A 14431-nucleotide genomic window follows, 5' to 3' on the forward strand; every position below is an offset into this window, starting at 1 on the left:
CCGACGAATCGGGATCAGGACAGCAACCGTCGGTCTGCCGGTGAGTCAGACCAACCCGGCGACCCACCCCACCATCCTCACTGTCTGCCGCCGACCCACACACCGTGGAGCGGGCCAGGGCCAGGGTGACAAGGTGGAGCGCCCTACCGGACGTACGACCTTGTCGCCCTGGCCCTGGTCTGCTCGGCTCTGCCTGGGTCGGCGGTGGACGGGATGGCATCCCACCCCAACCACCCACGACCGCAACCGTTCGGCAACTCCATCCCGGAGTCGTTGGGCCCCCCGCCGGAGGCAGCTCTAACCCCAACCCCGCCCCCACCTCCCGCCCCCCACCTACCTTCACTCCTCTCCCACACTGGCCCCCGAGCGGCCGATGTGTTCCGTTCGGCGACTCGACCGGGCCGACCGTCGACCGGTCCGCGGTGAGGTGTTCCGAGCTGGAGGAGACCGACGGGTGAGCTGTCGCGTGGGCTGCGGTCAGTCCAGGACTCGTCACCGGCTCCTCACGGAACCAGGGGTGACGCGCGGGGCGGGGCGTGGTTTGCGGGCCGGCTGACTTTCCGCCCCGGCGCCGTAGGCGGCCGGGGCGGCGGCTCCGTCAGGAGCCGGTTGCCGCGCCCCGGCCCGCGCCGCGCGGAGCGCCTTGATCCCTACTGAGATTGTTTCGGCAACGTGGTGCTCGGCGGTGCAGTGCCGTGCTCCGCATAGGTGGCGTTGCTGCCGTTGCGTGCTGCAATCGCTGTACGGAGCCTACGAGCCAGGCGCGGCGGCCCGTAACGGTCCAGTTCCTCCGGTGTCACGTAGCGCCACTCGGTGAGTTCTCCGTCGGCGAAGCGGATGGCCTGTTCCTGCCCCCTGGTGAGCAATCCAGCGTCGAAGATGAAAAGGAGCTTGTCTCCTTCACCCTCGGCGGGTGCCCAGTCGACGACGAGCATGGCGCCGACAGCGGTGGTGAGGCCGAGTTCCTCTTCGATTTCCCGTGCGCATGCCGCGCGCGGTGACTCGCCGGGTTCGACGTAGCCGCCGGGGATGTCCCAGTGGTTCTTGTAGCTGGGGCGTACGAGGAGCACGCGGCCTTCGTCGTCGAAGAACAGGGCGCCGGCGGCGACGCGTGGGGTTGCCACGGGTGGCATGTCGTTGGCCGTCACCAGGGCAGCCTAGATGGGCTGGGTTCAGTCGAGCACCTTGAGCCGCTGGGCCAGTCCGACCAGTTCGGCGGAGGGCTTGCCGCGCTGGCGGCGGATCCAGGTCAGGGCGAGTTGTCGGCTGAGGAAGTGGTGACGGACCTGCTCGGGTGCCATCTGTTCGGCGTCGAGCAGGGCGGCTTGGGCGTCGTCGATGCGGTTCCACGAGCTGTAGGCGCGGGCGACTTCGAGGGCGTGCCGTACCCGGCGTTCCATCGGTAGCCCGGTGGTGTCGACGCGGGGGCCGAGGTCGATGGCGACTTGCAGATCTCCCAGCTCGGCAGCGGTGGCGACGCGGTGGATGGCGACGTTGGTCGGCCCGAACGCCGTCCAGAGGTGGTTGGCGTCGGCTTCGAGCTGTCCGGCGGCATGGTCGGCGGCGGCGAGGAAGGTGCGGGTGGTGCCCGCGTCGTTGGCGCGGGCGGCGGCCATCGAGCCGGACAGGAACAAGGTTCCGTACACGGACAGCAGCTCGGGCGTGGCGTGCTTGAGGTGGGGCTCAAGGTAGCTGGCGGCGTCTTCGGTGAGGCGTACTGCTTCGGCGTAGCGGCCGGTGGCGTGCAGTGCGTGGCCCACCGAGCGAAACAGTGAGCCCGTGATGAGGGGATCGCCAGTGGGTCGTACGGCGGCCAGGCCGCGGTCGGCGGCGATCCAGGCGAGGTCGCTCTCTCCGAGTTTGGTGAGCTGGGTCGCGGCGAGCTGGTATGCGAGGCCGAGGAGTCGGCGGGCTTGGTCCTGGTCGTCGCCGTCGTGGTGGTCAGCGGCGGCCTGGGCACGGTCGAGTAGATCGGGCAGGCGGCCGGTGACGTACCCGAATCGGGAGTCCTGGTAGGCGTCCCAGAGTTCGCCTACCTCATTCTTCAGCGCGGCGATGCTCGGTGGTTCCGCACCCGTGCCACCGCCGAACGGGCCGAGGGCGCGGTAGTTCATCAGGGCGGCGCGAAGGGCGGGGACGGTTGCGGTGCCGCTTTCGCCGGTCCAGTCGAGCAGGGAGGGTTCGCCGAGCAGGTCGCCGAGCGTCACGTCCAGGACTTCGGCGAGGGACTTGATGACAGACAGCCGGTCCAGGTCGATCCGATTGTTCTCGACCTTTCCCAACCAGTCCGCGGTACGGCCGACGAGTCCGGCTAGGACTTCCTGGGACAGGCCGCGTCGGTAGCGGTACCAGGCGACTCGTTCGCCGATGGTCAGGTTGTGGGTTCTCCCGCGCACCGGCTCACCATCTCCCCTCGACCGACCGTGACCCCGGAAGGATTTTCCGGGTAACCAGGCAGATCGCGCCACAACCTGTGTCCATGACAGGACTGAAAGTAGCGACCACCTGCCGATTCGGTGAGGGCTGGAGGTGCGCACCTGCTCGCCGGTCCTGCCTGGACTGCGCGAGTTCCGGTCGTTCGGCGGCGTGCTGAGGCTGGCCCGGGGTGGGTGCTGGCGTGGGGCCGCGACCCGAACGACGGCCCGTGAACAGCCCGCCCGCCCCGGCGCCCCGCACGCCTGCACCCGCGCCGAGCCGGCCGGGCGTGCCGACACCGGGCGACCTGGTCCTGATCGACGGCCGGGCGTCGGTGCAGTTCAACGGCGACCGGGCGCTGTGGCTGCGGGTCACGTCGGTGGACGAACGGCCCACGTACCACGGCTGGGTGTGGCTCACCGGCTACGTCATTGACCCGGCCACCCGCAACGCCCTGGCAAAGCGCGAGGTCTACGCACAGATCGCCGGCCTCCACATCCAACGACGCAAACCCGACAGCACGCCGCCCCGCACCAACGCGGGCCCGGCGGTGAGGAGACGTGGTGTTTGACATCCGGGTACGACTCGGCGCGGTGCTGGACATCGACGCGGACGACCGCCTTCTTCCGTCGGACGGGCCGGTGCGGTTGTGGGTGACCGGGGTCCGGCTGGTGGTCAACCGCCCACCCCACGACGAGTGGATCTGGGTCGAAGGGGTCAAGCTCTCCCGATCGGGCCGTCGAGGTGCGCAAACGCAGATCCTGGTACGTGCCAGCAAGCTCCCGCCGAGCGGGCCGGCTGGTGAACATCTACCTGAACACGGCGCATGATCGGCTTCGATCAGCACGAGTGGATCAGCGCACGCCCGAACTACGCCGACCGTGTTCGGCTGACGTTCGCTGACGATTCGCTGACTTTCCGCCTGTCGCCCGGCCCGGCCGACCCGGGAAACCCGCCTTCACCTGGCCCGGAACGGGACCGGGAAAGGGACGACCCCCGTCGGGGGGAGACGGGGGTCGTCGGGAGGTTCGGCTCCGGGGGGGTTGAGCCGAACCGGCTCGGCGGTCACGGGGGGTGCGATCGCCGAGGGCCTGCTGTCGTACGACAACGCGAATGTGCGTCGCAAGAACAAGCATGCCTGAGCAAACCGGTATACGTCGAGTGGTGTCGCCTCCACTCCCTGCGAAATCATCGCCGGAGAGTGTGACCGCCGTCACTGACGGCAGGGGGTGGTGACGGTTGCCGTTGGGGCCGGGCCGGAGTCCGTACCCCAGGCACCCGCCGACCATAGACCATCCGGCTAGACTTTCGCGCCGTGGGCCGAAGTGCCGCTTTTTTCGATCTGGACAAGACCGTCATCGCCAAGTCGAGCGCCTTGGCGTTTGGTCGGCCGTTCTACCGGGATGGGCTGATCACCCGGCGGGACGTGGTGAAGTCGGCGTACGCGCAGCTGATGTTCCGGCTGGGCGGCACCGACGAGCAGACCATGGCCAAGACCCGGGACTACCTGGCCGCGCTGTGCAAGGGCTGGCAGGTGGAGCAGGTCCGCCAGATCGTCGCGGAGACACTGCACGAGCTGATCAACCCCTACGTGTACGCGGAGGCGGCGGCCCTGATCGAGGAGCACCAGGCCGCCGGCCGGGACGTCGTGCTGGTCTCCGCCTCCGGGGAGGAGATGGTCCGGCCGATCGGCGAGCTGCTCGGGATCACCGACGTGATCGCCACCCGGATGGCGGTGGCGAACGGCCGGTACAGCGGCGAGGTGGAGTTCTACGCGGCCGGTCCGAGCAAGGTCGAGGCGGTCACCGAGCTGGCCAGGGTGCGCGGCTACGACCTGGCCGACTCGTACGCGTACTCCGATTCGATGAGCGACCGGCCGCTGCTGGAGTGCGTGGGGCATCCGTCGGTGGTCAACCCGGACCGGGCGCTGCGCAGGCTGGCCACCGAGAACGCCTGGCCGGTGCTGGAGTTCCGGCACCCGATCCCGCTGGGCCGCCGGCTGCGGGAGCGGCCGGCGGTGCCGGTCGCCGCGGCGGCGCTGGGCGTCGGCGTGGGGGTGGCGATCGGCATCGCCTGGTACGGCCGGCACCGCCGCACGCGCACCACCCCGGTGGCCTGACCGGCGCAGCCCGCGAGCGGTCAGGGGCCAGGCCAGGCGGGTCAGCCAGCCGGGTCAGGCGGCGGCGAGGATCTCGTCGCCGACGGCGGTGAGCTGGTCGGCGCCGAGCTCGACGGCGGCCATGTAGTGCCGCAGCCAGGAGCGCAGCCCGTCGGGGGTGCCGGTGGCGAACGCCCCGGCCGCGCCGACGTACTCGGGTTCGCGCTCACGGTGGCCGACGTCGACGCCGACGAGCCCGCGAGGGTCGAAACCGGTGGACATCAGGACGAGCCGGGCAGCGCCCCGGGCCACCAGGCCGGACGGCCCGGCGAACGGGCGCAGGTTGAGCAGCTCGCCGTGCACGACGGCGGCGAGCACGAGCGGGGGGACGGTGGTGCCGCCGGCGACGAGCCCGGCCAGGCCGTCGAGCCGGGCGGCGACGACCGGGTCGGCCACCGGCCGCCCCAGCTCGTTTTCGGGTACGACGTCCCGCGCGGCGAGCACGTGCAGCCGGGCGAGGACCTGCCGGGGCGACGTCGGCCAGCGCTCGGTCAGGCCGGGCAGCGCCCCGGCGACCCGCAGCGCGCCCTGGCTCACCGGGTCGGTGACCGTGCCGGCCCGGACGGACTCGCGGTCGTGGGCGTACCCCTCCAGGGCGGCGCTGGCCACGGCGGAGCGGAGGCTGACTTCGGCCGCGACCTGGCCGCCGTGCCGGCGCAGCGCGCGGTGCCGCAGCGCCTGGTCGACGCGGTCGCGGGCCCGCTCGACGGCGGGGGCGACGTCGGCGAGCGCGAGCAGGGGCGCGAGCGGATCAGCGGTCACGCTGCCACGCTAACCACCTGCGGGGACGGCGGGTAAGAAGGGGACCCTTCTCTACCGTAGGCGTTAATAAGGGGCCCTTCCTTACAGCTCGGCGCGTGGCGGGGGCCGCTCGGCGCGCGTGGGTTCGGGGAGCTGTCGCGGCCTCCGGCCGCCCCGGCTAACCTCTGCGGGGGTAGGAGACGCAGGTCACGCGAGCGACGAGGGAGTCACGGCATGAGCGAGGCACTGGCCAACTTGCTGAACGAGACGCGGCAGTTCCCGCCGCCGGCCGCACTCGCCGCCAACGCCAACGTGACCGCCGACGCGTACGCCGAGGCCGCCGCCGACCGGCTGGCGTTCTGGGAGCGGCAGGCCGGGCGGCTGGCCTGGGCGCAGCAGTGGGAGCAGGTGCTCGACTGGTCGAACCCGCCGTTCGCGAAGTGGTTCGTCGGCGGCCGGCTGAACGTGGCGTACAACTGCCTGGACAGGCACGTGGAGGCGGGCAACGGCGACCGGGTGGCCATCCACTGGGAGGGCGAGCCGGGCGACACCCGCACCATCACGTACGCCGACCTGCACCGGATGACCTGCCAGGCGGCGAACGCGCTGACCGACCTGGGCGTGGTGGCCGGCGACCGAGTGGCGATCTACCTGCCGATGGTGCCGGAGGCGGCGGTGGCGATGCTGGCCTGCGCCCGCATCGGCGCGACGCACAGCGTGGTCTTCGGCGGCTTCTCCGCCGACTCGCTGAGCAACCGCATCCAGGACGCCACCGCCAAGGTGGTGATCACCGCCGACGGCGGGTACCGCCGGGGCAAGCCGTCGGCGTTGAAGCCGACGGTGGACGAGGCGGTGGCGAAGTGCCCGTCGGTGGAGCACGTGCTGGTGGTCCGCCGCACCGGTGAGGAGGTTGCCTGGTCGGCGAAGGACCACTGGTGGCACGAGACGGTGGAGACCGCGTCGGCGGAGCACGCCGCGCAGCCGTTCGACGCCGAGCACCCACTGTTCATCCTGTACACCTCGGGCACGACGGCCCGGCCGAAGGGCATCCTGCACACCACGGGCGGCTACCTGACGCAGGCGGCGTACACGGCGCACGCGGTGTTCGACCTGAAGCCGGAGACGGACGTCTACTGGTGCACCGCCGACATCGGCTGGGTGACGGGGCACTCCTACATCGTGTACGGGCCGCTGGCCAACGGCGTCACCCAGGTCATGTACGAGGGCACGCCGGACACGCCGCACAAGGGCCGGTTCTGGGAGATCGTCGACCGGTACGGGGTGAGCATCCTGTACACCGCGCCGACGTTGATCCGCACGATGATGAAGTGGGGCGAGGACATCCCCGCCGGGCACGACCTGTCCTCGCTGCGGCTGCTGGGCAGCGTCGGCGAGCCGATCAATCCCGAGGCGTGGATGTGGTATCGGCAGCACGTGGGCCGGGGTGAGCTGCCGATCGTGGACACCTGGTGGCAGACCGAGACGGGCGCGATCATGATCTCGCCGCTGCCCGGGGTCACCGAGACGAAGCCGGGTTCGGCGATGACCCCGCTGCCGGGCGTCGTGGCCGACGTGGTGGACGACCAGGGTCAGTCGGTGCCGAACGGCGGCGGCGGTTACCTGGTGCTGCGCGAGCCGTGGCCGTCGATGCTGCGCACGATCTGGGGCGACGACAACCGGTTCGTCGAGACGTACTGGTCGCGGTTCGAGGGCATGTACTTCGCCGGGGACGGGGCGAAGAAGGACGACGACGGACACATCTGGCTGCTGGGCCGGGTGGACGACGTGATGCTGGTGTCGGGCCACAACATCTCCACCACGGAGGTGGAGTCGGCGCTGGTGTCGCACCCGTCGGTGGCGGAGGCGGCGGTGGTGGGGGCGACCGACCCGACGACGGGACAGGCGATCGTGGCGTTCGCCATCCCGCGCGGCTCGGTCGACACGGCCGGCGAGGCGGGCGAGCAGCTCATCGCGGACCTGCGCAACCACGTGGCGCGCACGCTCGGCCCGATCGCCAAGCCGCGGCAGATCATGCTGGTGCCGGAGCTGCCGAAGACCCGCTCCGGCAAGATCATGCGCCGGCTGCTGCGGGACGTCGCGGAGAACCGGTCGCTGGGCGACGTGACGACCCTCCAGGACTCCTCGGTGATGGAGCTGATCTCCTCGGGGATGGGTGGCGGCAAGTCCGACGAGGACTGAGGTAGGACGTACCTTTCGGAGGGTGGCGGGCCCCGCGCGGGCCGCCACCCTCCGTGTCTGTGCGCGCGGACGGTGCGTGACCGCGGGGTGTCGGTCGGTCGGTTGGGGGGGCACCAACTGAACGGACACAGGGGAGGCCACCCCCTGTCGGAAGGGTTGTTTCTCCTTTAGGTTCAGCCGCATCGGTCGGTTCGACGGATGTCTCTGCCGTGCGCGCCGGCCGGCTCCACGCCCATGCCCGAGAAACGGAGCGGCATGCACATGATTCCGCAACGACGGTCACGCCGACGCCTACTCGTCGCGCTGCCCGCCATCGCCCTCGCGGCCACGTCACTGACCGTGACGGGGACTGCGTCGGCCCAGACGTCCGGCCCGGCTCCTGCCACGATCGGGGCGGACGAGCACTACATCAACTACGCCGAGCCCGAGGTGCAGCCGGACACCGCCGGCAAGGAGGTCAAGGGCGCCGACGGCGTGTACACCACGGCGGCGGACGAGGCCCAGGCCTACGACCGCAAGTACGCCGCGGGCAACCCGACGACCGCCAAGCAACTGGCGAAGCTGGAGGCCCAGTCGATCCGCTCCGGCAAGAGCCCCCGGTGGATCAAGAAGGCCCCGAGCACCCAGAAGGCGAAGCTGCTCACCCTGCTGGTGGAGTTCAACGACCAGGCCAACGACGACTTCACCGGCACGATGGTGCCGAAGACGGTCTTCGAGGACCGGACGTGCGTCCCCGGCACGGTGCAGAACGGGCCGAAGCACAACAACATCCCGAACCCGGCGAGCCTGCCGCACAAGGACAACAACTCGATGTGGGTGCCGGACTTCTCCCCGGCCCACTACAACAAGATGCTCTACACGAAGACGGGCATCACCGAGCGGGTCCGCAAGGACCTGAAGGGCCCGGACGGCAAGAAGGGCATCAGCCTCGCCGGCCGGACCATGCACAACATGTACCTGGAGATGTCCAAGGGCGCGTACACGGTGGACGGGCAGGCCAGCCCGTGGATCACCGTGCCGCACTCGGAGGGCTGGTACGCGGCGTCGCGCTGCTTCCAGGACGAGAACGGCGACTGGGTCGCCGGGCGTGAGCAGGCCATGAACGGCCACCCGGACAACCCGGCCGGGGCGGGCCGGCTGGCCACCGACGCGATCGACGCGCTGGCCGCCATGGACCCGAGCTTCCCGTGGGCCGACTACGACATCGAGGACCAGAGCGACCGCGACGGCGACGGCAACCTCTTCGAGCCCGACGGCGTGATCGACCACCTGGTGCTGGTGCACGCCGGCCAGGGCAAGTCCCGCGGCGGCGGCGCCGAGGGCGTGTACGCGGTGTGGGCGCACTCCTCGACCGTTCCGGGCGGCTACACCATCCCGGGCACGCAGCTCAAGGTGTCGAACTACATCGTGCAGCCGGAGGACGCCGGCGTCGGCGTCTTCGCCCACGAGTACGGGCACGACCTGGGCCTGCCGGACCTCTACGACACGTCCGGCAACGCCGACTCCGACGTGGACTTCTGGGACCTGATGGCCTCCGGGTCGCACAGCGGTGAGATCTTCCAGGCGCTGCCCACCCACATGGGCATCTGGGACAAGTGGGTGCTCGGCTGGGCCGACCCGGTGACGGTCGCCCCCGGTTCCGCCCCGCGCACCATCAAGCTCGGGCAGACCTCCCGCACGCCGGTGGGCACGGCCGACGGCATCAAGGTGGACCTGCCGGACAAGGTGATCACCCTGGCCACCCCGCACAGCGGGTCGAACATGTGGCACAGCGGCGCCGACCAGAACTGGGCGGACGTCAAGCTGAGCCGCTCGGTGAGCGTCCCCTCGGCCGCCGACGCCAAGTTCTGGATGTGGAACAACTACATCATCGAGGAGGACTGGGACTACGGCTTCGTCGAGCTCTCCACCGACGGCGGGGCGACCTGGTCCGAGCAGAAGGTCTACGACGCGGACGGCGCGGTGGTCACCACGCCGGACAACTACGCCGACCCCAACGGCCGGATGGCCGACTTCGGCGGCAAGAAGTACGGCCTGACCGGCTCGTCCGGCGGCTGGCGGCACGACTACGTCGACCTGTCGGCGTACGCGGGGCAGACCGTGCAGCTGCGGCTGCGGCAGGCCACCGACGAGGCGTTCGTGGAGCGCGGCTGGTTCGCCGACGACTTCTCGGTCACCGGCGGCGGCGCGACCACCTGGAGCGACGACGTCGAGGGCGGCGCGAACGGCTGGACCGCGACCGGCGGCAGCTTCACCGACACCACCGGCGCGGGTTGGAAGACCAACTCGGGCACCGAGGTCCGGGCGCACTACTACCTGGCCGAGTGGCGTAACTTCGACGGCTTCGACAAGGGCCTGAAGTACGCGTACGACACGGTGTACTCGCACGAGGCGTGGAAGGTCGACCGGATCTCCTACAACGCCCCGGGCATGCTGGTCTGGTACCGCGACACGGCGCTGGGCGACGTCAACCACGTCACCGGCCAGCTGACCGCCCTGCCGAGCTACGGCGCCAAGGGTGGCCTGCTGATCGTGGACTCGCACTTCGACCCGCTGCGGCGGCAGGGCACGGCGGCCGAGAAGGACCCGTCGGCGCTGGACAACCTGCCCAGCCGGCCCCAGTCGTCGAACGCGGCGTTCGGCCTGAAGAAGACGTACTCCTTCAAGGAGTGCCTGGAGGCGGCGGACGAGCCGTACAGCGAGTACTGCACGAGCTTCCCGGCGCAGCCGGCGGTGCCGCAGTTCACCGACTCCAAGGGCTGGTACCCGGGCATCGAGATCCGGGACGGCTCGCCGTACGCGCGGGACAGCGACGCCTCCGTGGTGCTGCCGTCGCGCGGCAACGTGCCCTACACCACCCGGGTGGTCAACCCGGACGGCACCCCGGCGCCCTCGTACTACGGGGTCACCCTGGGTGGCGGGGCGATCGTCCTGGGCACCGGCAACCCCGGTGACGCGAGCGCCGCCTACGGGGTCTCGCTGACGGTGAAGAAGACCGCGTGGAACAACGCCGTCGCCACGGTGAAGGTGACCGCGGCGACCCCGTGACGACGGGCGGTAACTGATCGGAAGATCAGCGGAGGGGCCGGCGGCGGCGACGCCACCGGCCTCTTCCGCATTTGTCGGGCCACACCCATCGAAATTCGTCGCTGCAATTCACCATGGGGCGTCCGCGCTGCTCAGCCGGCCGGCGGAGGCGATCGGTGTGACGGTGAAAAGCGTTCCCAACAAAAGTTTGCAACAAATCGACGCACGCATCTTCCCACCCGTCCCGGGAGACTCTATGTTCACCATTGGTCCCACAGTCGGGACGACTCACCGGCCCCTACCCCCGTCGGGCCGGTTCCCTCACACCGGAGGTACCACGTGCGGAAAGTCGCAGTGGGTCTGCTCGGGCTTTCGTTGACGGCGACGGGTCTGGTGGTCGCTACGACCGCCAACGCGGCGCCGACCGCGAAGCTCCCGGCGGCCGCCCCGTCGGCCGCCGAGAAGGCCCCAGCGGATCACGATCTGCCGGACAAGTTCGAGGACAAGCGCCGCGCGCTTCGTCAGGAGGGCCTCAGCGAGGTCCTCTCCGGCCGGGCCAAGGCCCAGAAGATCAACGGCAGCACCGTCGTCAAGGTCGGCAAGACCGCCGGCGGCGCGGCGTCCGCGGCCGGCGCCCGCAGCGCCAAGCAGGGCCAGAAGGACCAGTACGTCGAGCTGGCCCGGGAGCGCACCGACAAGATCTTCGTGATCCTCGCCGAGTTCGGCGACGAGCGGGACCCCGCCTACCCGGACAAGGACACGAACCCGGCCATCGCCGGGCCGACCACCTTCAAGGGGCCGCTGCACAACGAGATCCCCGCCCCGAACCGGGCCGTGGACAACTCGACCGTGTGGCAGGCCGACTACAGCGCGGACTACTTCCGCAAGCTGTACTTCGGCACCGGGCAGGGCGACGAGTCGCTCAAGCAGTACTACGAGGCCCAGTCGTCCGGGCGCTACACCGTCGACGGCCAGGTCAGCGACTGGGTGAAGGTCAAGTACAACGCCGCCCGCTACGGCCGCTCCGACGATCCGATCGCGGACGACGACACCGAGAACCCGGCCAACGACCCGGCGGTCTGCGCGGACCACAACTGCCCGAACGTCTGGGACCTGGTCCGCGACGCCGCCAACCAGTGGGTCGCCGACCAGAAGGCCAAGGGCCGCACCGACGCCCAGATCAAGGCCGACATGCAGTCCTACGACCAGTGGGACCGGTTCGACTACGACGGCGACGGCAACTTCAACGAGTCCGACGGCTACATCGACCACTTCCAGATCGTCCACTCCGGCGGCGACCAGGCCGACGGCGACCCGCACCAGGGTGAGGACGCCATCTGGAGCCACCGCTGGTCGGCGTATAACACCTCGCGCACCGGCCCGGCGAACTTCCCGATCGGCGGCACCCAGATCGGCAACACCGGCGTCTGGATCCGCGACTACACGATCCAGCCCGAGAACGGCGGCCGGAGCGTCTTCTACCACGAGTACGCTCACGACCTTGGCCTGCCGGACGACTACAACATCTTGAGCGGCGGGGACAACAACAACGAGCACTGGACCCTGATGGCCCAGAGCCGGCTCGGCGCCAAGAACGACGCCGGCATCGGCGAGCGCGGCGGCGACCTCGGCGCCTGGAACAAGCTCCAGCTCGGCTGGCTCGACTACGAGGTGGTCAAGGCCGGCCAGAAGAAGACCCTGGAGCTCGGCCCGCAGGAATACAACACGGCAAAGCCGCAGGCCGCCGTGGTGGTCCTCCCGCAGCGGGAGTACACCTTCGACTACGGCGCGCCGTTCGAGGGTGCCAAGCAGTTCTTCTCCGGCAACGACGACGACCTGGACAACAGCCTGACCAGGACGATCGACCTGACCGGGAAGACCTCGGCGGCGGTGTCGCTCAAGGGCCGGTTCGACATCGAGTCCGGCTACGACTACCTCTTCTTCGAGGCGTCGACCGACGGCGGCACCACCTGGGACGCGCTGCCCGGCACCGTCAACGGCAAGCCGATCCCGCCGGTGTCCAACACCGACCCGACGCCGGGTCTCAGCGGCAGCAGCAACGGCGCGTGGACCGACATCAACATCCCGCTCAACACCCTGACCGGCAAGAGCATCCAGTTCCGGTTCCACTACGTCACCGACGGTGGCGTGGCCGAGGGCGGCTTCTTCGGTGACAACATCACCGTGACCGCCGACGGCCAGACGCTGGCCAGCGACGGCGCCGAGAGCGGCACCGGCGACTGGGCGGCCAAGGGCTGGAGCATCGTCGAGGAGTCCTACACCCGGCTCTTCGACAACTACTACATCGCCGGCCACCGGTCCTACGTCTCGTACGACCAGTACCTCAAGACCGGCCCGTACTACTTCGGCTACGGCAACACCCGCCCGGACTACGTGGACCACTACGCGTACCAGGAGGGCCTGCTGATCTCGTACTGGAACCTCCGGTTCGCGGACAACGACACGTTCGAGCACCCGGGCGAGGGTCGTAACATGATCATCGACTCGCGTCCGCAGCCGCTCTACAACCTGACCGGCAACCCGTGGCGCTCCCGCGTCCAGGTGTACGACGCGCCGTTCAGCACGAAGAAGGCGGACTCGTTCACGCTGCACATCAACGGGCAGGCCCAGTACATCCGGGGTCAGGCCGCGCAGCCGCTGTTCGACGACACCAAGCAGTACTGGTTCCCGGAGCTGCCGAACCACGGCGTCAAGGTCCCGGCCACCGGCACCAAGATCAAGGTGCTGGAGCAGGACGGCACCTCGATCAAGGTCCGCTTCTCCTGATCCACTGATCGGCACACGCTGATCCATTGATCAGCACGCGCTGATCGACCGTTCCACCGCGATGCCCGGGCAGGCCACCTGCCCGGGCATCGCCCTTTCCGCCCCGGTGCCCGGGGGTCCTAGGCTGGGGCCATGACCGAGCAGCGCGGCGGGGCCGTCGACGAGTCCTGCGTCCTGACCGAAGGGCCGTGGACGCACCGGTTCGTCGGGGCCAACGGCAGCCGCTTCCACGTCGTCGAGGCCGGCACCGGCCCGATGGTGCTCCTCCTGCACGGCTTCCCCGAGCACTGGTGGGCCTGGCACGACGTGCTGCCGGCCGTCGCCGACGCCGGCTTCCGGGCCGTCGCGGTCGACCTGCGCGGCTACGGGGCCAGCGACAAGCCGCCCCGGGGGTACGACGGCTACACCCTCGCCGCCGACGTCGCCGGCCTGATCCGGGGCCTCGGCGAGCGGTCCGCCACCGTCGTCGGCACCGGTGCCGGCGGCCTCATCGGCTGGACCGCCGCCTCGTTCCACCCGTCGCTGGTCCGCCGGCTCGTCGTGCTCGGCGCACCCCACCCCCTGCGGCTGCGGGCCGCGATCTTCGCCGACCCGCGCGGCCAGTTCGCCGCCGCCACCCCCGCCCTGAAGTTCCAGCTTCCCCGCTACGAGCACGTGCTCACCCGCGACGACGCGGCCGCCGTCGAGGAGATGCTGCGCCGCTGGGGCGGCCCCCGCTGGGTCGACGGCCCCGACTTCGACGCGTACGCCCGGCGCTGCCGGGAGGCGATGCGCATCCCGCAGGCCGCGTTCTGCGCGCTGGAGGGCTACCGCTGGGCGTTCCGCTCGGTGCTGCGGCTGCACGGCTACCGGTTCGTGCGGCTGATGCAGAAGCCCCTGGTCACCCCGACGCTGCAACTACACGGCGCGTCGGACGTCGCGTCCCTGCCGCGCACCGCCCAGGGCTCCGGCCGCTACGTGACGGCCCCCTACGAGTGGCGGCTGCTGGACGACGTGGGCCACTTCCCGCACGTCGAGGCGCGGGACGTGGTGCTCGGCGAGATCCTGCGCTGGGCGAAGTCCTGAGCGGGTCCCGCCCCGGCCCCGGGTCGCGGCCCGGCCGCC

General features: G+C 70.4%; 10 protein-coding genes. 7 read left to right on the forward strand and 3 right to left on the reverse strand.

The window, feature by feature from the left end; genetic code table 11:
* Positions 1-650: 650 nt before the first annotated feature.
* On the reverse strand, positions 651-1148 hold the full coding sequence (locus HDA31_RS27700; RefSeq protein WP_246384280.1) for an NUDIX domain-containing protein: 498 nt from the start codon (positions 1146-1148) through the stop codon (positions 651-653).
* 24 nt (positions 1149-1172) lie between these two features.
* The gene (locus tag HDA31_RS27705; protein WP_178062990.1) at positions 1173-2396 is read right to left on the reverse strand and encodes a helix-turn-helix domain-containing protein; all 1224 of its coding nucleotides are present in this window, start codon (positions 2394-2396) and stop codon (positions 1173-1175) included.
* A 248-nt stretch (positions 2397-2644) separates the two neighbouring features.
* On the opposite strand from HDA31_RS27705, the gene HDA31_RS27710 reads away from it, so the two are divergent.
* The 3 genes from HDA31_RS27710 (at position 2645) to HDA31_RS27720 (ending at position 4534) form a co-directional block, all read left to right on the forward strand.
* Positions 2645-2986, forward strand: coding sequence for a hypothetical protein (locus tag HDA31_RS27710; protein ID WP_311774378.1), 342 nt, complete (start codon positions 2645-2647; stop codon positions 2984-2986).
* On the forward strand, positions 2979-3245 hold the full coding sequence (locus HDA31_RS27715) for a hypothetical protein (RefSeq protein WP_178062989.1): 267 nt from the start codon (positions 2979-2981) through the stop codon (positions 3243-3245). The genes HDA31_RS27710 and HDA31_RS27715 overlap by 8 nt, the downstream gene beginning before the upstream one ends.
* 485 nt (positions 3246-3730) lie before the next feature.
* Positions 3731-4534, forward strand: a complete 804-nt coding sequence (locus HDA31_RS27720) for an HAD family hydrolase (RefSeq protein ID WP_178062988.1) — start codon at positions 3731-3733, stop codon at positions 4532-4534.
* 54 nt (positions 4535-4588) lie between these two features.
* On the opposite strand, the gene HDA31_RS27725 is transcribed toward HDA31_RS27720, so the two are convergent.
* Positions 4589-5335, reverse strand: coding sequence for a Fic family protein (locus HDA31_RS27725; RefSeq protein ID WP_178062987.1), 747 nt, complete (start codon positions 5333-5335; stop codon positions 4589-4591).
* A gap of 213 nt (positions 5336-5548) precedes the next feature.
* Here HDA31_RS27725 and acs point away from each other — a divergent pair, with 213 nt between their 5' ends.
* From acs to HDA31_RS27745, 4 genes are all read left to right on the forward strand, one after another.
* A complete protein-coding gene (acs, locus tag HDA31_RS27730; protein ID WP_178062986.1) occupies positions 5549-7513 on the forward strand; it encodes an acetate--CoA ligase in 1965 nt (654 codons plus the stop codon).
* Between the two features lie 255 nt (positions 7514-7768).
* Positions 7769-10561 (forward strand): immune inhibitor A domain-containing protein, encoded by a 2793-nt coding sequence (locus HDA31_RS27735; RefSeq protein ID WP_246384279.1) that lies wholly within the window; start codon positions 7769-7771, stop codon positions 10559-10561.
* 333 nt (positions 10562-10894) lie between these two features.
* Positions 10895-13327 carry an immune inhibitor A domain-containing protein gene (locus HDA31_RS27740; protein WP_178067034.1) on the forward strand — a complete coding sequence of 811 codons (2433 nt, stop codon included), beginning with the start codon at positions 10895-10897 and terminating at the stop codon, positions 13325-13327.
* Between the two features lie 132 nt (positions 13328-13459).
* Positions 13460-14392, forward strand: a complete 933-nt coding sequence (locus HDA31_RS27745; protein ID WP_074475413.1) for an alpha/beta fold hydrolase — start codon at positions 13460-13462, stop codon at positions 14390-14392.
* The last annotated feature ends 39 nt before the right edge of the window (positions 14393-14431 follow it).

Origin of the sequence: Micromonospora carbonacea (assembly GCF_014205165.1) — a bacterium.
GTDB classification, from domain to species: Bacteria; Actinomycetota; Actinomycetes; order Mycobacteriales; family Micromonosporaceae; genus Micromonospora; species Micromonospora carbonacea.

Bases quoted from the DNA above. Each gene is read 5' to 3' on its own strand.
- HDA31_RS27735 (WP_246384279.1), top strand. From the start codon at position 7,769: ATGCACATGATTCCGCAACGACGGTCACGCCGACGCCTACTCGTCGCG.
- acs (WP_178062986.1), top strand. From the start codon at position 5,549: ATGAGCGAGGCACTGGCCAACTTGCTGAACGAGACGCGGCAGTTCCCG.
- HDA31_RS27745 (WP_074475413.1), top strand. From the start codon at position 13,460: ATGACCGAGCAGCGCGGCGGGGCCGTCGACGAGTCCTGCGTCCTGACC.